A 14,973-nucleotide genomic window follows, 5' to 3' on the forward strand; every position below is an offset into this window, starting at 1 on the left:
GCAGTGTTTGCCATTCACCGGCTCCCATTTGGCTTGAACTAGCCTCAACCGCTCGGTTTGCATTTTTAACGCATTGAACGCATGGTGACTGAGCCGCCCTGCAGCTACAGAATAGCCACAACCGCTATCAGCAGTGCGAGGAAGATCGGCACCAATAGCGGTGGCATAAGCCACTCACGAATTTCGAATTTGTCGGATTTTGACATTTTACCGCCTTCACTCGAGTTAAGGCGGGAGCGCAGAGCTCTCAGTCACCGATAACAGCCACGAAGCGCGCGGTGATGCTCATCATATAGCAGTCTTCTGCTCATCATATAGCAGTCTTCTTACCACCTAGCCAGATCAAATGTTGAACCGTTGCTGCCGAGAGTGGACTGGCAGTCGGTAGCGTCTCTGGATTGGGCGGGTTCACCTCCAAAAAACGGCGGCGATAACCAACACGACAGGGATGGCCGCGAGTACGATCACACCTATGCGGAAGCCAACTTCGCCAGGCATTGGGAACTCCCGCAAAGGCAAGAGTGCAACTGTCTTTCTGACGCAGATAGACTCCTTTAGCACTCTGCAATGACTGCCATAAACGAAACCTCCGCGGCTGCCGAGTCGGAATCGATCTCGCGGTCGGGCGACGACGGTCGCAATTCATCGACCACCTGTTGCAGGGTGACATTTCCGCCCAGCCGCCCGCGTGCGAAATCGAGCACGTTGTCAATCAACCCGGCCGTTCGCATGACGGTGGTCTGCGTCATCGCCGCGACTTGATGCTGCTCTTCCGTCTGTGTCAATCGGCTTGCAAATTTGGCTCTGACGCAATTTTGGTGCAGCTCCGATTATTCTGCGCCGATTAATCTCGCTTGAAGCAGATCGATTTTGCCGCGACCGTACATTTGACGTTTGACCAGCTTGAGGCGCATGATCTGACCTTCAGTCTGCCCGTTGGACCAGGGCGAAGCGATTGCTGCCCGAACCGCCGCTTCATCCTTGGTGACGCCGCCGGCAAAGGACGCGACGAGACTAGCGCGAGCTCGCTCGATCCATGGGGTAAGGCCCGCCTCAGCCTTGCTCCGGATCATCAAGTGGAATTCGGCAACGAGCTCGCGTGCCTCAATCAGCGTTGGTACGCCAGCTTCGAGCCGCGACCGTGAGGGTCTCAGCTTTCGTGAGCAAATCCCGCCCGATTGTCAGGAGGCGCGCGATCGTTCTGGCCGACGGAATCCGCTGAAGATTTTGCGCGTCGGCCTTTTCAGCCCGTCGTCTGCGGGTCGCCCACTCGCTGATGACGCGGAGCGAGCCTCGGAAGCCGCGCGCCGTTAAGCGGCGCCAAAGTTCAGCTCCGTTTCGACAGCCAGACGCCCACTGATCGTCGAGCCATGGCAAATGCAAGTCCAACGAACTTTGCCGGGTCCGGAACACATCGTTACGTTCACCGCGGATCACCTGCCGTACCAGCTTTCTGCTATGGCCGGTCTGGCGCACGATCTGCTTGATAGGTAGGCCGCGCTTCGACAGAGCCAGGATGGCTGCATTGGTCTCCTCGCGGCGCAAATAGCCCTCATACTGGAGGCGCTCGGCGGCTGTGAGCAGCTTGGGATCAATCGTGGTCGCACCGATGACGGTGCGTATCTGGCGCATCGATTTGCGGACGGCATCGAGGAAAGCCCGACTGGCGTTCTCCATTAGATGCCAACGATCTGCGACCTGAACAGCCTGCGGTAGGGCCTTTGCTGCCGCTTCGCCATATCCTCCACCACGGTCACGGGCGATGATCGCAATCGTGGGATGCGCAGCGAGCCAGGCCTGGGCGGTCGCGGGCTCCCGGTCCGGCAGCAGCGTGACGATCCGGCGCCTCTCCAGGTTGCAGATGATGCTGGCGTACCGGTGATTGCGGCGCCAGGCCCAATCGTCAATGCCGATGACCGTGAGCGGGTCAGCCGGGGGACGGCTGCGGCGCCGCACTACGCGCAGGAGCGTGTCTTTGCTAACTGGCAGCATCAGCCGTTTTGCGAAGCCGGCTGCCGGTCGGCCACCAAGCGCCAGACCGAGATGATGGACGATAGAGTCCAGCCTCGCCGTCCTTCGGGCGGACGGCGCCAGAACCCCCTCGGCGAAACGCTCAGTGAAGATTTGGCGCCCGCACACGACGGCATCGCAGCGGAAGCGGCGGGCGATTACCAGGAGCTGTACGATCCGCCCTGCAAGCGGCAGATCGGTCACGCGTCGCCGATACCGGCTATGAACACGCCGAGAAACTGTACCGCACGATGGACACAGACCAACGCTTCCGGACGCCCGAACGGCAATAACGGCCTTATCACCTTCGTAATACGCACTCTCTACAACAAACCCACGCGGCACCAGACTGGAGCGGTGGAGTGCTTGCTGCATGGCGCTGATTCTCCCCCAATCAAAGCGCCAGACATCTCTTAAACTGCATCAAAAGTGAGTCAGAGCCAATATTGCAGGCCGAATGACATCCGTCTGGGCCTCCCGGCCAAGTATGCGGGCCCTGGCGCTGACCGACGCGAGAGGGTTACGAAGATCGTGGCCAACGACTGCAATGAACTGCTCGCGCAACTCCGACGTCTCGCGTTCGCTCGCCAAACTCGTCCTGCAGCTTCTCGCGCCGCCAGAAGCTCCTGCTCGTCGCTCCGCCGAACCGTAGCCTTCAGCAAAGCCAAGCGGATGAACAGCGGCTTGACGGCAGCATCCCCGCCTTCCAGAGCGTTGCATAAGCGGGCCCCTACAGTTTCTACTTCAATCGCGGTGCGAGGGACCGGCCATCATCCGGTAAGAGCATGGAGATGCTGGCCAAGCTGCCTTTGCGCATAGGGTTTGGCAAGGAAGCGGGCTCCGGCGGGAAGATCCTCGATGGCAGGTTCTACCTGGCCCGAGGTGACCAGCAGTGCGATCGGAGGCCAACGGTTGCGAACAAGGGCTAGACGTCGCAGGCCGTCCATCGAGCCGGGCATCTGGATATCGGTAAATACGATCGCGATATCGGCGGTGGTCTCCAGGAGATCGATTGCATGATCCGCATCGACGGCCTCTACGACCTCGAAGCCGAGCTCGCGCACCATCTCAGCCGCGCTCAGACGAATGAGATACTCGTCCTCGACTATCAGAACAATGAGCTTGCGAGCCACCGAAGGGGGTACTTTACTCTGGAGATCCACAGGTAACGGACTCCGCCTCGCATTGTTCCGAGAACGTTTCATCTCGTCGGGCGTTGGTCTTGGAACCCAGATGCTTCCAAATGTAGTTCGATGATGCCCGACCTCAGCGCCGACATCACTGCTGTTCAGCAAATCAACGCTGTTCCGAAGATTTTGGATGCCGTAACCCGCATGACGGGCATGGGCTTCGTAGCGGTCGCCAGAGTGACCAGCGATCGGTGGTTGTGCTGTGCCGTTCGCGACAGCATCGATTTCGGCCTCGTGGAAGGCAGCGAGCTTCGCGTCGAAACGACGATCTGCAATGAGATTCGCGACCATGGCGAACTGGTTGTCATCGATGACGTCGAGACGGATACCGGATTTTGCAATCATCCCACGCCGCGCATCTATGGCTTCAGGAGCTACATCTCCGCTCCGATCAAGCGTGCGAACGGAGGCATCTGGGGCACGCTCTGCGCGATCGATCCGCGACCGCGCGAATTGAATCGACCTGAGATCGTCGATAGCTTTCGGCTTTTTGGGGAATTGATCGCTGCGCAGCTCGATCTCAACGAGCGCTTCGAGCGCTCTCAAGCCGACCTTGCCGCGAGGTCGGAGAGCCTGCTGGCCAGTGAAGTGGGGCGGCAGTCTGCCGAAGCAGATCTGAAAAGCACCCGGGCCGATCTGCTTGACGAACGAAAGACGTCGGAGCTGCGCGAGCAGTTTATCGGCGTCCTGGGACACGACCTCCGCAATCCGTTGGCATCCATAGCCGGGACAATCAGGCCCGACGCAAACGAGCCGCTGGCCCCCGTCATCGAACACGTTGTCGACGAAATGCGTCTGGCGTGGCCAAACATTAATCTCGAAACCGATATTGCTCTGAACGAGCCGATTCGATGCGACCGCATCAAGATCAGCCAATTGTTCTCCAATTTGCTCGGGAATGCGATCACCTATGGCGACATCGACAAGCCAATCATTGTTTCGGCGGCCGATGTGATGTCTTGTCGTAGGAAGGGAAGGCCGGATGATCTCTCGCATTCTTGAACTCTCCCGGCGCAAGAAGGCAGATAAAGCGGCGCAGGATCTGCTCCGGGTGCTTCTCGTGCATCTGGATCAAGTCAAGTAATGGCGTCGATGCCCGATGGCTCGAATGCATTCCCGCGGCGCTCGACGCCGGCATAGCCCGGCGCCGGCTTGCTTGGACCGGATGGTCTGGGGGAACCTCTGGCAACCAAGTTAGAGCTGGCGTATTGTCTTCCGATCACCGGCCGAGGCTTGTCCCGTAGGCGTCGGTGACTGAGAGACCGAGAGCGCTCCCGCCTGCACGGAACCGGAGTGCTCCTATGGAACGCTATTTCTTTGACATCCAGAGTGGCCGGGAGTTCTTCGCCGACGAGGAAGGACTACGACTGCCCAATCAGAAGGCTGCTGAAGTTGAAGCGATGCAAACGCTGACGGGGATCGCCAGAGAGTCCGTATTCAAAGGCAGTCGTCCAGATTTGGCAGTGGAGGTGCGCTCGAGGACTGAACGGCTTTTCTGCGTATCGATCGTCTATCGAAGTGAAAGCACTAGACATTGAGACTGCCTGTGAGAACGGACACCTCCATCTCGATTGGGTCTCCCGCTCCAGTTGGAGTTCTCGACCAGCCGTGAGGCTGTCCAAAACATTTCTTCGATCATGTCTGGTCGGAGTGCCTTCGAGCACATATATCGAGGTCGTCACCGCCCCGCCCGAGGCAACCATCGGTGATGAGAACGCCTGTCGCGCTCCCGCCCATTCAAGGGAGAAAGCCGTGCAGGTTCGTAGCGAATCTCAATCTTCGACGTTCGAATACCGTCTCACTCAAGAGGCGATCAATTTACGCCAGCAGGCTCAAGGAATGCCTGTTTGCGTCCGCCGCGCCGAACTACTTCAGAAGGCCCGGCAGATCGATGTTGCCCTGGAGGTGAACAGGTGGCTCAGTTCTCCGGGACTTCAACCGCCAATGTAATTCGAAGGCCTGGACCTGCTTTCGGGCCTCTCGCGCTGGCGCAGACATCTTTCCAACAGGGCGCTCATGATGATCCGATATTTCTTCGATATCAGAGACGATCGGGAGCTCTACCCGGACGAAGATGGAATAGAGTTTTCAACGCAACGTGAGGCCGAGATGGAGGCGGCTCACACATTGGCGGGATTGGCCCGCGATTTGGCGGGTCAGGAAGACCGGCCGGACGTTGCTATCGAGGTTCGAACGGAAGCCGGGCGCGTATTTCAAGCTGCATTGACCTTCGAAGCCAATAAAGCCCAATAGGGCTGTCTTTGTCGCGGTTCCGCGGGCTCGATATGGACCGTCGCATTGCAGCCCTCTTGCGATCAGCCAACGAGTTGGTCGGTCCAAACCCTGAAACTCAGCAACGTGTTGGGTCCGAATGTTTGGGTGATCGGAACGTCGGCGGCATCGCGGCCCTGCGCGATCAGGACGCGACCAATCCGGGGAATGTTGTTACGTGGATCGAATGTGTACCAGCGACCACCGATATAGGCCTCGAACCAGCCGGCGAAATCGCCGGCGGCATATGGAGGCGCCATGCCGATGTCACCGAGATAGCCGGTGCAGTAGCGCGCAGGAATGTTCATGCAGCGGCAGAACGCTATAGCCAGATGTGCATAGTCCCGGCAAACGCCTTTGCCTTCGTTGAACACTTCCCAGGCGGTCTTGGTCTGGCGGGCGTGCTCGTAGCCGAAAGCAATGTGGTTATGCACGAAGTCGCAGATCGCCTTGATCCGTGCCCAACCGGGCGCGGTCTTCTCGAACAACTTCCACGCCACGTCGGTAAGTCGGTCAGTCTCGACATACCGACTGCCGAGCAAATATAGGATGGTGTCCGACGGAAGATCTTCCACCGCATGCTGCTGGGCCGATGGTACGATCACGTCGGCTAGACCGCTGTCTCGGACCGTGCCGTCCGCTGTGAGGCGCATGCGGCCGGCGGGCGCGACAAGACGACTGCACCAATTCCCGAAACCGTCGCGGTATGGCGTGATCGGCACTGACGGCTCGCTAACAAGATGATCGGGCAGGACAATGTCGGATGCCCGTGTGAAGTGAGTGCCGACGACTGCGATAAGAGGGGTCGGTTGCAGAAAGTCGTAGATCATCTCGAAGCCGACGCGGATCTTCATGGAAGTAGCTCCAAAGAGATGATTGCGATCGTCGCGAAACCCGTTTGGGCATCGTCACCGATGAAGGCTGCGAGCGCTCGGGTGTGAACGGTATGCCATCGCAGTCCCGACCGCCAGCCGTATGCTCGATTGCGTTGAGAACATCCGCCCAGCAACCTGACGGGAACCCGTTTCAAACTGAAGGCTTTGTTGAAGATGAAAATGCGATCCGGAGTCACGCCCATGTCCATTCAACCGGCGCAAGACTGGCGGGCACAGCCTATATCCGAGAAGGCTTCCTACCAGGGCGCGTGTCGCACTGTGAGCGAGGCCGATGCTGACATTCTGAGGAAGCGCGCGTTGAAGCGGCAACGTGCGCTGATCGACACCCTCAATGGTCGTGCGCCATCATGAGAGATTTCAAATGTCCTCATTGCGGGCAGCTATCGGCCTTCGAGCTCTCCAAATGCAACGGCTGCATGCAGCCGTTGATCTTCGATCCCGAGAACATGGCAATGATCGGTGCGGAAAGTGCCCTCGCATGCGTCAATCGGAATATCATCGGTTGCAACTGGTGCGCGGTTGCGACGACTCCCTACTGCATGTCGTGCTCCCTGACGCATGTCATTCCCGCCACGCAAAATCCTCGTAACGTGGCCCTTTGGAAGCGCGTGGAGGAAGCCAAGCGCAGGCTGATCTACGACCTGCGACGGCTCCGCCTGCCCATCGCGTTCGCGGGCGGATTTCGACTGGCATTCGAGATTCTGTCGGACGAGCATGGGCCGGTCATGACCGGTCACAAATCTGGTCTGATAACGCTCAATCTTGCGGAAGCCGACGATGTGCAGCGCGAGATCAGGCGCGTTGCCTTTCGTGAACCCTATCGCACTTTGCTTGGTCACTTTCGACACGAAATAGGGCACTTTTACTGGAATGCTCTGATCTACGAAGCGGGCTTTCGAGCGCCGTTTCGGCTGGTGTTTGGAGACGAGACTGAGAACTACCAGGCTGCGCTTGCCGACTATTATACCCGTCAAGACCGGTCTTGCGATCCAGCAAGTCACATTAGCATGTATGCGACGTCTCATCCCTGGGAAGACTGGGCAGAGACTTTCGCTCACTTCCTGCACATCGTCTCGACCCTGGATTCCCTAGCAGGGCTTCCGTTGTCGTTGGACGCGCGTGGAAAGCACACGCTGAACGACCCGTATCTAGAAAGCGATTTCGGTGCGTTGCTCCAGTTGTGGACCCCCCTCGCTCTGACGATCAACCGCCTCAACCGCTCACTTGGTCTTGCCGACGCGTACCCGTTCGACATTTCACCCGCAGTCGAGGGCAAACTACACTTGGTGCATATGGCGATTACCGCCTTCAGGAATCGGCAACGAAATGCGCACACAACGCAGATGATGTGCTAACCTGAATTCTGGTCGAAGCGCTTAGCTCGTGAGCAGCGCCACACCTGGTGCGATTTTAGCTGAACGTCTGGCAGGCGAGCGGCGGCGTGGGCTTCGGCTCGCCACTCGGGAACCTGCGGCCTGCGAAAGCGTTGATAATTATAGGCAGCGTCCGCTTGCCGTTGTTAGACAACGCGCTGTGACCGCGCGAAAGATCTGGCGCAAAGCGGAGCGTTCACGCTGATCCGCTCCCGGCAAATATCGTTTGGGCTGTCATGGCGAATATCCGAGCCCCAGACCGGCGCTGATCCAATTCCTGGAGAATCAAAATGATGAAAAGCGAAGCGAAGGCTGCCCGGCATCTGCGGGAAGCGAACAACGCGTTCAAAGCTGTGCGAACAGAACAACCAATGACCGATTACGCGAAGGATCAGCAATCCCTTCACGAGAATCACGAGCGCCTGAAGGCGGCCCGATTGGTGCGTGAAGCCAAGCCGAAAGACGATCAGGCATAGTTGCCGCTCCCGATTTAGAGCATCGAGAGCACCACGATTCCGTTTTCGAGCTCGCCGGAGGCGAGCCGCGCACGGGCTATATGCTCGAATTCTTTTCGATATTTGTGAAGATAACTGAAGGCCTGCTTGTCGGTCTGAAACGTTGTCGTCAGCCTGCACATCTGTCGTGTTGCGCCAAGCGCGAGCATGAAAGTGATCGTTCCGCCGCCGTCTGCTTTGACTCTAGGCATCCACCCTGCTCGTGTGAATCGGTTTCACGATGGTGCCGTGCGATCGCAAGTTGGACTACCGCGCCGGCTTGTTTTTGCGTTTTCTCGGCGCGGGCACAGGAAGCGATGCCCGAAGTGCGATTTCGGCAACTTCATTGGCCTCACGCAGCTCGCGGAGGCGCGCCATGTTCCTTCGCACCTCGATGGCCTGCCGTTCCGCGTCAGCCAATGCCCGCGCTCCGTCTTCAGCAAACAATCGCTTGCGGTTCGAGCGCGCGATGCCTTCGGGCGACGGCTCTCCCGATTTCTTGGCGATCATCCTCAACCCGCATTAGGATAAACAAAACCCGCTCCATCCGAAGATCGAGCGGGCAGCGTGCCGTTTCAGTACATCCGTGAAAACGGCGTCGACAAATCAAGCCAGCGAGAGATTTTCAGCGCTCACTTTGCCCCGCATCTTGTCGGTCTTGACCTCAAAGTTGACCTTTTGGCCCTCGGCGAGACCCGCAAGGCCGGCCCGTTCGACCGCGCTGATGTGAACGAACACATCATTTGTGCCGTCGGTCGGCTGGATAAATCCAAAGCCTTTTTGGCCGTTGAACCACTTAACAGTGCCTGTCGTCATTTTCGTTCTCCAAAGCGCACCAGCGCGTATCGCGTGACGATCACGCGATTAAATCAACTTCGTCGATGTCTTTGGAAAAGGAGCCCGCGGGCGCGTTCAACAAGGCACAGCGGCTAATCGAATTTCTTTAGTATACATCACTTTCGGCTTTTTGCAAGACAACGCTCAAAATTGTTTTCGAGAGCGTTCCTAGGTGAGCGCTTTAGAGCGCGCGTTCTTTGCGATCGAGAGGCTTTAAACACGGTGGTAACGGCTCTATCCATTGACAGTGCGGCTTACAGTAGTCACGTTGCTCTACCGAACTTGATTGCCGGGACGCATAGACCGGCTTGTTCGAGGCCGGCGGAAGAAGACGCCGTCACTCCCATCATCGCAATCGCCAAGAGACTCCTGCGCAATTGGCTGCATGCAGGGCTTGCGCATTCGCAGCCAGCGAGGGATTCCAATTGCAGGTACTTGTCCGCGACAACAATATCGACCAGGCGCTTCGTGTTCTGAAGAAGAAGATGCAACGCGAGGGTGTCTTTCGCGAAATGAAGCAGCGGCGCTCATACGAAAAGCCTTCAGAAAGAAAGACGCGCGAAAAATCCGAGGCTATTCGCCGGGCCCGTAAGCTCGCTCGGAAGCAGGCCATCAGGGAAGGTCTGCTGCCGGCCCCACCGAAAAAGAGGCTTCCCGAGCGCAAGCCGCCCTTGCCGCAGATCGCCGGCAAGGAACGGGCTTAACCGGCGGAACGGTTCTGGGAATGCTGGCGTCAACTGAAGCGGCATTCCGCCTAGCCGACGCGGGAACAAGGCAACCAACGTTTTGGGGTGGGGCAGGCCGTCACTCGCGGCTGTCCGACCGGCCGTCCGAGCGTGGTTTAGGTATTTGCCAGCGCAATAGAATCGATGGATCAGACTCCGCCAACACTTGCTTCGCAAGTTTGATGAGGTCTCGCGCGCGTTCGATCTGCTCGCGATCATAGTCGCCGGGGTGAAAAATCTGGATGTGCGTCGGGCGGGGCTTCTCGGGCATGGGTCTTCATCCGTGGCCGAACTTGGAAACGCAGAAGCACCTACTTAGGTTTCCAAATCTCGCGGCGAAACGGAAGACGGACTTCCTCCGCGCGCCGGATTCTCTCCCATTCCGCAATCATCTCCCGGCGTTGACGGACAAGCTCACGGCTCCGGGCAATCGCCCGGTCTGCGGCATCCAACAGTTCGTGAGCTTCCAACCCGATCGGCTCTGCCATCGAGCGCTCCGCTTATCATGCAGGCGGGAGCACGCTCGGTCTCTCAGCCACCAGCGCCTACGGGCAAAGCCTCAGCCGATGATCTGGCAACAATATACCTGTATTCATAAAGTTCCTAGTCGGACACCGGTTCAGATTTGCTGGCCGTAAGCCGGACACCTGAGAAGGATGACCTTAGACCGAGCCAATTGTGGGACGTGAGTTCTACGTCCTGAAATCGATGCCCCGCAGCACGATACCCCGTGGATTGCCTTCAAGTTCCGTCGCTCGATACTTGCTGGCCGCGCGGGCCTCGATGCGGTCGCGTAAGCGGACGAATTGGGCTTCGCGCTGCTCGGGGCGGACCTGCGGGCCGCGCTCGAGATAATCCATCGCGGTCGTCGAGATCGCGCAAGGAATTTCCTTACTGCCGTCCTGCATCGAGAACAGTACGATCATCCGGTTATATTCGTGGCCGATGTAGCGACCGCTCGTGAGCGTCATGGCTTCCTCCTTTACGCGATGGTTGCTGGCACGATCGCGCGTGCGGAAAGTTGCTCTGCCGTCAGCCCTCGCCGGAGAGCCGAACGAAGTCGTCGAGCAACGCCGCCACCAGCGCCCGATGCCTCGTATCCTCGGCAGGCAGGCTCGCGGCATAGAGGTTGAGCAGATGCCGCGCCTTGACGGCGGCCTCCGGCCAGGAAGCGGCGGGCACCGTCATCATGCGATGTTCAAGCTCGGCCTCCCGCTCGCGCAATTCCCTGACATGGGCCTCGACGTCGGCCAGCGCGCGGCGCAGATCGGTAGCCTTCTGCGCAGCCATCCCGCGATGCTTGTCGAGATCGACGGGATGGTCAGTCATGCGAGGCGCTCGCATCCGCAGCCTGCGCATTGGCGAGATCGACTGAGCCGATCGAGAGCATCTCCATGGAGTCGCGAAGGCCTTCCGCGGGGACCATGATCATCGTAGCGATGCGGCGATAGGCCGAGAAGGTGAGACCTTCGATTGTCTCTTCATCAGTTATGACCTCGTAGACGCCGGCGGGCAGCACCCGCTCGATGCCGCGGATTCGGAACGGATGTCTGAACGTGACGGTCTCTCGCCGTGAGCGGATGGTCATGCACGCCTGCCTTTTGCAAGAGGGGCCCTAACCGACCGACGGCGACGACCATGCGCCTATGATGGGGCAATAGCCAGCACATTCGTCGCTGCCGCGCGCTGACGCCGCAATGAAGCCTTGCCCGAACGGCGTTTTGTACTCGCTATTGGCGCTCCGCAGGCGTAGGGTTCACGCATCACCGCTCTTCTCAACGGCATCGACCGGTGACTGAGGGTCACGTGCGCTCCCGCCGACAGAGTTGCAGGAGCACTCGATGTCGCGTTTTCGCGCCTCGGAATGGATCGTCCCGCCGGTGATCGTTCCGTTATTCCTTTTGCTTCTGGTGTGTGCTGCGGCCATCCTCAATGGCTAGGGCAAAGCGCGTGCCTTACCTGGTCACGGGAACCAACGAATATGGCAGCGCAAATCTCGGGCGCGGCAGCGCGACCGTTGCACTGCGGCTCGCGCGAAAGCTGTTGCGTGACGGCTACATGGATGTCCGCGTCTGTACGCCGCGCGGGCGCATCCTGCAGTCGGACGAACTGGATGAACTTGAACCCCAACGGGAGATGGACGTCATGGCCAAGGGACAGCAACGCGGCAATCGCGAAGCCAAGAAGCCGAAGAAGGAAAAGGCCAAGGTGATCGCGGCACAGCCCAGCCGAAAAGAGATCGCCTGGCAGCCGGATTTCGGGCCGGCGAAAAAGAAGTAGGCGGCGCAATCAAGCTTGAGGCGGACGCTTGATCGCTATTGCGGCGAGGGCGCGACCTCGTGGATGCTCGAAGATGGATCGAGGAGCGACGCCGGGACCCACAACCCGTGTCACTGTTGCCGCCTTTCGTTCCCAAATTCGAACCCGACATGCATCACGGGACCGGCGTCGTCCCGTACCTCAATCGCCATATGGCGCTTTGAAGATCTGCCAGAGTCATACATCGCATCCCGTGCCATGTCGGCCAATGACTTTGCCGCCTCAACCTGCACCGCCCGAAAGTCCGAGAGTTCCAGACCTTCTTCGTCAAGGAACAGGCCGTCATCGTCGACGAGATCGAAGTAGTACCGGGTCATGACGCGCTCCGGAGACAGACGGGAGCTCCATGTGTCAGCGACCGATGCCCCTTGTGCAGCCTCGATCGGTGATGGAGGACAACAGATGTGGCAGCAAATGGTTGCTGGTCCGACGGCCCGCACGAGGATCCGAAAGTCCGCTGTCTAGCCTGGCACACTTGCGTAAGCTGCACGGCAGCCTTCGGGGGACTATCACTGCGTCGACTGCGTTGCGTGGAAGGCGATCGTTGTTGTTAGCTCCGCGCTGGGGCCGAAGATAAATCGGACAACAACGGGTGATCGTGCTATCGGCATTGATGAAAAGGATCTTAGTGGTCGGCGCGATCCTCTTCCTGTCATCCAGTGCTATTGTTCGATCGGCCGAGCAAGCGACTGCTGCAGCCGAAATGTCAATTCGCGACCAGATCAAGGCCGCACGCGCTAAAGATGTATTGGAAGAGAAAGCAGGATCGGTTGCGCGCCCATGGGATCGTGACGCGTCCGGCAAACGCCCATGGGATACCGCGAAACCGACTGAGCCTGTGAAGCAGTGAAATACCTTGGCGCAGCGTGCGGCCCCGAGGTGAAGCCTGTCGAGCATTCTTCTACTGTTTTGTTTGCCGGCTGGGGCGCCATTTGCTGAGATTGATCAAGATCACGTTGGCAGCAGCCATTGCGCTCGCGCTGATCCCCCATGCCGTGAGATACTATGCTTTTCCCCGCGACCGTCTGATTCAGATCGCAAAGCAGTGCGAGACCGACTCAGACAAGTTAACGGCCTCCGACGCGGCAAAATGGACGGAAGCTCACAACGGTGGGACAAATAATCCGTATCGAGCGCAAAGGGATGCTCGAGTCGAGGTCTGCATTAAGGCGGACGGCTGGTGTTCAATGAGTGATGACCGGCCGGCATTCAGTAATCCAGCCATGTTCGCGCCGCGTGATCCGGTCGCCCGAGCGCTATATCGTTGGCGATACGCCGACGAATCTGGAAGCGTCTGTCACGATTGAGCTACTGGGACAATCGGCCGGACTATCGACACGACAATCAATTGCGTCGCAAGACAATGAAGACAAGACGATCTTTATGCGCTGCTGTTCGTTACTTCAAAGTAGAGGCTTCCTTGGCGATAGCCGAGTTAGAAATGCCCGATTTGCAAAGGACGCTGGTAAACTGCTCATCCGTCAGCTTGAGCCGCTTGCGCAGGATCTTGACCCGCCAAAAGATCTCGGCCAACACGGCCGTCGCAAACGATCGAGCGGGTGCCTTCGCCAGGAGCCCGAACCGCCGCTAAGTTGAAAGAACATTTGCCGCGACTGCTGAAACAGCGCAGTATTGGTCGCTGCTTGCCGAATTGCGAAGCGCATTCGGCGAAGCGGCCCTAATAGCGGCAAAACTCAATGGGCTTGTTGGCATACCGCCATCCGTACACTGCTCGCGCAATAGGGTCGCGCGGCGCGAACGTAGCAGGAGTAGGGTGGCTAGGCTTGGCAGCATTTTCGTCGCTCATCGAACACCAACCATCCGCCTTGATACAGGTCTCCACCCGCTCATCTCTCTGCCGTTGATACGGATTGAATACACCATCATGGTGAGCTTCGGCCGATTTTGCAGTATCCGCCACCATGAGCTTATCGGAATCGTTCTCACAACGCGTAATAACCTCTATCAGGCGATCACGAGGAAAAACGTAGTATCTCGTGAGGTGAGATATCCAGAGGAGCGCAGCAACCACCGCTGCAGTGAGTTTAATAAATTTCAGCACGTGCACCTCAGCCCGCGAACGGAACGGCGCGTGACGGACAGGAGCGCCTTCCCTCTCGTGGCGATCGACCACAGGCGGTTGCAACGCGCCCTACCTACAGGTGACGTTTCCGGCAATTTCGTAGAGTTCATCTGTCAATCACTGCACTGCGCTTGCATAGGCAGCCCGCGCATTAGCAAGATCGATCGACCCGATCGAGAGCATCTCCATGGAGCCGCGGACGTCGTCCGAGGGCACCGCGATCATCGTAGCGACGCGGCGATAGGCTGGTGAGGCCCTCGATCGACTTCTCGTCTGAAAGACATCATATGCTCCGGCGGCCAGCAGCCTCTCGATGCCGCGGATCCGAAAGAAATGCTTGAACGTGACAGTTTCTCGCCGCGCGCGGGATGGTCATGCACGCCTACCTTTCGAGAAGAGGGGCCCAACCGACGCTTGGAGTACGACCATGCGCCCGTTACGCGGCAATAGCCAGGACTACTGTCAACAGACCTCGAACGGAGACGACCCTTACTTCTTTACAACGACTATTTTCTCAACAGAAAGAGCGAGCAAGTTGAGACCCGCCTGCCTACCCCGCGGTCCGACGAACCTTTCCAAGAAGCTTCTTCTCGCTTGCCGAGACGCCGAGGTGAGGCTGCTGCTCCATCGGCCTCGACCGCGAACGGCCTCCCAAGCGAAAAGCCCGGCCACGAGGGCCGGGCTGATCGGTAATATATTCCAAGTCAGGCAATGCACGGAATAAATCGGGGAGAGTCGTCGCCGTCTGTTCAAAAAGGAACACCTGAACCGATTA

Annotated in this window: 22 protein-coding genes and 1 pseudogene; 8 read left to right on the forward strand and 15 right to left on the reverse strand. The window is 58.5% G+C overall.

What is annotated here, in order from left to right:
* Positions 1 to 554: 554 nt before the first annotated feature.
* The 4 genes and pseudogenes from LRP30_RS03225 to LRP30_RS03240 all read right to left on the reverse strand — a co-directional run bounded on the left by LRP30_RS03225 (position 555) and on the right by LRP30_RS03240 (position 3,143).
* Positions 555 to 749, reverse strand: a complete 195-nt coding sequence (locus LRP30_RS03225; protein WP_249759340.1) for a hypothetical protein — start codon at positions 747 to 749, stop codon at positions 555 to 557.
* An 81-nt stretch (positions 750 to 830) separates the two neighbouring features.
* Positions 831 to 2,385: pseudogene (locus LRP30_RS03230) on the reverse strand (ISL3 family transposase).
* A 48-nt stretch (positions 2,386 to 2,433) separates the two neighbouring features.
* Positions 2,434 to 2,730 carry a histidine kinase dimerization/phospho-acceptor domain-containing protein gene (locus LRP30_RS03235; RefSeq protein ID WP_249759341.1) on the reverse strand — a complete coding sequence of 99 codons (297 nt, stop codon included), beginning with the start codon at positions 2,728 to 2,730 and terminating at the stop codon, positions 2,434 to 2,436.
* A gap of 50 nt (positions 2,731 to 2,780) precedes the next feature.
* Positions 2,781 to 3,143 (reverse strand): response regulator, encoded by a 363-nt coding sequence (locus tag LRP30_RS03240; RefSeq protein ID WP_249759342.1) that lies wholly within the window; start codon positions 3,141 to 3,143, stop codon positions 2,781 to 2,783.
* Positions 3,144 to 3,263: 120 nt separating this feature from the next.
* Between LRP30_RS03240 and LRP30_RS03245 the strand changes: the two genes are divergently transcribed.
* The 3 genes from LRP30_RS03245 (at position 3,264) to LRP30_RS03255 (ending at position 5,453) form a co-directional block, all read left to right on the forward strand.
* Entirely contained in the window at positions 3,264 to 4,202 is a 939-nt protein-coding gene (locus LRP30_RS03245) for a GAF domain-containing protein (RefSeq protein ID WP_249759343.1), read from the forward strand.
* A gap of 299 nt (positions 4,203 to 4,501) precedes the next feature.
* Positions 4,502 to 4,738, forward strand: a complete 237-nt coding sequence (locus tag LRP30_RS03250) for a hypothetical protein (protein ID WP_249759344.1) — start codon at positions 4,502 to 4,504, stop codon at positions 4,736 to 4,738.
* Positions 4,739 to 5,219: 481 nt separating this feature from the next.
* Positions 5,220 to 5,453, forward strand: coding sequence for a hypothetical protein (locus LRP30_RS03255; RefSeq protein WP_249761688.1), 234 nt, complete (start codon positions 5,220 to 5,222; stop codon positions 5,451 to 5,453).
* 62 nt (positions 5,454 to 5,515) lie between these two features.
* On the opposite strand, the gene LRP30_RS03260 is transcribed toward LRP30_RS03255, so the two are convergent.
* Positions 5,516 to 6,325 (reverse strand): transglutaminase family protein, encoded by an 810-nt coding sequence (locus LRP30_RS03260; RefSeq protein ID WP_249759345.1) that lies wholly within the window; start codon positions 6,323 to 6,325, stop codon positions 5,516 to 5,518.
* A 458-nt stretch (positions 6,326 to 6,783) separates the two neighbouring features.
* On the opposite strand from LRP30_RS03260, the gene LRP30_RS03265 reads away from it, so the two are divergent.
* Complete coding sequence (locus LRP30_RS03265; protein ID WP_249759346.1) at positions 6,784 to 7,722, forward strand: putative zinc-binding metallopeptidase; 939 nt, start codon at positions 6,784 to 6,786, stop codon at positions 7,720 to 7,722.
* A 311-nt stretch (positions 7,723 to 8,033) separates the two neighbouring features.
* The gene (locus LRP30_RS03270; protein WP_249761689.1) at positions 8,034 to 8,216 is read left to right on the forward strand and encodes a hypothetical protein; all 183 of its coding nucleotides are present in this window, start codon (positions 8,034 to 8,036) and stop codon (positions 8,214 to 8,216) included.
* Positions 8,217 to 8,230: 14 nt separating this feature from the next.
* Here the strand turns inward: LRP30_RS03270 and LRP30_RS03275 are convergent, their stop codons facing one another.
* The 3 genes from LRP30_RS03275 to LRP30_RS03285 form a co-directional block, all read right to left on the reverse strand.
* On the reverse strand, positions 8,231 to 8,446 hold the full coding sequence (locus tag LRP30_RS03275; RefSeq protein WP_249759347.1) for a hypothetical protein: 216 nt from the start codon (positions 8,444 to 8,446) through the stop codon (positions 8,231 to 8,233).
* A 55-nt stretch (positions 8,447 to 8,501) separates the two neighbouring features.
* Positions 8,502 to 8,744 (reverse strand): transcriptional regulator, encoded by a 243-nt coding sequence (locus tag LRP30_RS03280; protein WP_249759348.1) that lies wholly within the window; start codon positions 8,742 to 8,744, stop codon positions 8,502 to 8,504.
* 96 nt (positions 8,745 to 8,840) lie between these two features.
* Positions 8,841 to 9,050, reverse strand: coding sequence for a cold-shock protein (locus tag LRP30_RS03285; protein ID WP_249759349.1), 210 nt, complete (start codon positions 9,048 to 9,050; stop codon positions 8,841 to 8,843).
* 446 nt (positions 9,051 to 9,496) lie between these two features.
* On the opposite strand from LRP30_RS03285, the gene rpsU reads away from it, so the two are divergent.
* Positions 9,497 to 9,775, forward strand: coding sequence for a 30S ribosomal protein S21 (rpsU, locus tag LRP30_RS03290; RefSeq protein ID WP_249759350.1), 279 nt, complete (start codon positions 9,497 to 9,499; stop codon positions 9,773 to 9,775).
* A 100-nt stretch (positions 9,776 to 9,875) separates the two neighbouring features.
* Here the strand turns inward: rpsU and LRP30_RS03295 are convergent, their stop codons facing one another.
* The 4 genes from LRP30_RS03295 to LRP30_RS03310 all read right to left on the reverse strand — a co-directional run bounded on the left by LRP30_RS03295 (position 9,876) and on the right by LRP30_RS03310 (position 11,384).
* A complete protein-coding gene (locus LRP30_RS03295) occupies positions 9,876 to 10,067 on the reverse strand; it encodes a hypothetical protein (RefSeq protein ID WP_249759351.1) in 192 nt (63 codons plus the stop codon).
* A gap of 421 nt (positions 10,068 to 10,488) precedes the next feature.
* Positions 10,489 to 10,767, reverse strand: coding sequence for a DUF1488 domain-containing protein (locus LRP30_RS03300; RefSeq protein ID WP_249759352.1), 279 nt, complete (start codon positions 10,765 to 10,767; stop codon positions 10,489 to 10,491).
* Between the two features lie 61 nt (positions 10,768 to 10,828).
* A complete protein-coding gene (locus LRP30_RS03305; protein WP_249759353.1) occupies positions 10,829 to 11,125 on the reverse strand; it encodes a hypothetical protein in 297 nt (98 codons plus the stop codon).
* Positions 11,118 to 11,384 carry a hypothetical protein gene (locus LRP30_RS03310; RefSeq protein ID WP_188107693.1) on the reverse strand — a complete coding sequence of 89 codons (267 nt, stop codon included), beginning with the start codon at positions 11,382 to 11,384 and terminating at the stop codon, positions 11,118 to 11,120. The genes LRP30_RS03305 and LRP30_RS03310 overlap by 8 nt, the downstream gene beginning before the upstream one ends.
* Positions 11,385 to 11,728: 344 nt before the next feature.
* On the opposite strand from LRP30_RS03310, the gene LRP30_RS03315 reads away from it, so the two are divergent.
* On the forward strand, positions 11,729 to 12,076 hold the full coding sequence (locus tag LRP30_RS03315) for a hypothetical protein (RefSeq protein WP_249759354.1): 348 nt from the start codon (positions 11,729 to 11,731) through the stop codon (positions 12,074 to 12,076).
* 110 nt (positions 12,077 to 12,186) lie between these two features.
* Here LRP30_RS03315 and LRP30_RS03320 read toward each other — a convergent pair whose 3' ends face one another.
* The gene (locus LRP30_RS03320; protein ID WP_249759355.1) at positions 12,187 to 12,432 is read right to left on the reverse strand and encodes a hypothetical protein; all 246 of its coding nucleotides are present in this window, start codon (positions 12,430 to 12,432) and stop codon (positions 12,187 to 12,189) included.
* A 275-nt stretch (positions 12,433 to 12,707) separates the two neighbouring features.
* Between LRP30_RS03320 and LRP30_RS03325 the strand changes: the two genes are divergently transcribed.
* The gene (locus LRP30_RS03325) at positions 12,708 to 12,965 is read left to right on the forward strand and encodes a hypothetical protein (RefSeq protein WP_249759356.1); all 258 of its coding nucleotides are present in this window, start codon (positions 12,708 to 12,710) and stop codon (positions 12,963 to 12,965) included.
* 548 nt (positions 12,966 to 13,513) lie between these two features.
* Here the strand turns inward: LRP30_RS03325 and LRP30_RS44905 are convergent.
* Both LRP30_RS44905 and LRP30_RS03330 read right to left on the reverse strand, forming a co-directional pair.
* Positions 13,514 to 13,648 (reverse strand): hypothetical protein, encoded by a 135-nt coding sequence (locus LRP30_RS44905; protein ID WP_256477653.1) that lies wholly within the window; start codon positions 13,646 to 13,648, stop codon positions 13,514 to 13,516.
* Between the two features lie 145 nt (positions 13,649 to 13,793).
* The gene (locus LRP30_RS03330) at positions 13,794 to 14,177 is read right to left on the reverse strand and encodes a hypothetical protein (protein WP_166812069.1); all 384 of its coding nucleotides are present in this window, start codon (positions 14,175 to 14,177) and stop codon (positions 13,794 to 13,796) included.
* Positions 14,178 to 14,973 lie beyond the last annotated feature (796 nt).

The sequence above is a fragment of the Bradyrhizobium sp. C-145 genome, assembly GCF_023375135.1.
GTDB classification, from domain to species: domain Bacteria; phylum Pseudomonadota; class Alphaproteobacteria; order Rhizobiales; family Xanthobacteraceae; genus Bradyrhizobium; species Bradyrhizobium zhanjiangense.

What these genes read in the sequence shown, in the direction of transcription:
- LRP30_RS03265 (WP_249759346.1), top strand. Translation starts at nt 6,784, where the DNA reads ATGCAGCCGTTGATCTTCGATCCCGAGAACATGGCAATGATCGGTGCG.
- LRP30_RS03285 (WP_249759349.1), bottom strand. Translation starts at nt 9,050, where the DNA reads ATGACGACAGGCACTGTTAAGTGGTTCAACGGCCAAAAAGGCTTTGGA.
- LRP30_RS03280 (WP_249759348.1), bottom strand. Translation starts at nt 8,744, where the DNA reads ATGATCGCCAAGAAATCGGGAGAGCCGTCGCCCGAAGGCATCGCGCGC.
- LRP30_RS03270 (WP_249761689.1), top strand. Translation starts at nt 8,034, where the DNA reads ATGAAAAGCGAAGCGAAGGCTGCCCGGCATCTGCGGGAAGCGAACAAC.
- LRP30_RS03295 (WP_249759351.1), bottom strand. Translation starts at nt 10,067, where the DNA reads ATGCCCGAGAAGCCCCGCCCGACGCACATCCAGATTTTTCACCCCGGC.
- LRP30_RS03250 (WP_249759344.1), top strand. Translation starts at nt 4,502, where the DNA reads ATGGAACGCTATTTCTTTGACATCCAGAGTGGCCGGGAGTTCTTCGCC.
- LRP30_RS03245 (WP_249759343.1), top strand. Translation starts at nt 3,264, where the DNA reads ATGATGCCCGACCTCAGCGCCGACATCACTGCTGTTCAGCAAATCAAC.
- LRP30_RS03255 (WP_249761688.1), top strand. Translation starts at nt 5,220, where the DNA reads ATGATCCGATATTTCTTCGATATCAGAGACGATCGGGAGCTCTACCCG.
- LRP30_RS03275 (WP_249759347.1), bottom strand. Translation starts at nt 8,446, where the DNA reads ATGCCTAGAGTCAAAGCAGACGGCGGCGGAACGATCACTTTCATGCTC.
- LRP30_RS03310 (WP_188107693.1), bottom strand. Translation starts at nt 11,384, where the DNA reads ATGACCATCCGCTCACGGCGAGAGACCGTCACGTTCAGACATCCGTTC.
- LRP30_RS03320 (WP_249759355.1), bottom strand. Translation starts at nt 12,432, where the DNA reads ATGACCCGGTACTACTTCGATCTCGTCGACGATGACGGCCTGTTCCTT.
- LRP30_RS03300 (WP_249759352.1), bottom strand. Translation starts at nt 10,767, where the DNA reads ATGACGCTCACGAGCGGTCGCTACATCGGCCACGAATATAACCGGATG.
- LRP30_RS03315 (WP_249759354.1), top strand. Translation starts at nt 11,729, where the DNA reads ATGGCTAGGGCAAAGCGCGTGCCTTACCTGGTCACGGGAACCAACGAA.
- LRP30_RS03235 (WP_249759341.1), bottom strand. Translation starts at nt 2,730, where the DNA reads ATGCAACGCTCTGGAAGGCGGGGATGCTGCCGTCAAGCCGCTGTTCAT.
- LRP30_RS03305 (WP_249759353.1), bottom strand. Translation starts at nt 11,125, where the DNA reads ATGACTGACCATCCCGTCGATCTCGACAAGCATCGCGGGATGGCTGCG.
- LRP30_RS03225 (WP_249759340.1), bottom strand. Translation starts at nt 749, where the DNA reads ATGACGCAGACCACCGTCATGCGAACGGCCGGGTTGATTGACAACGTG.
- LRP30_RS03260 (WP_249759345.1), bottom strand. Translation starts at nt 6,325, where the DNA reads ATGAAGATCCGCGTCGGCTTCGAGATGATCTACGACTTTCTGCAACCG.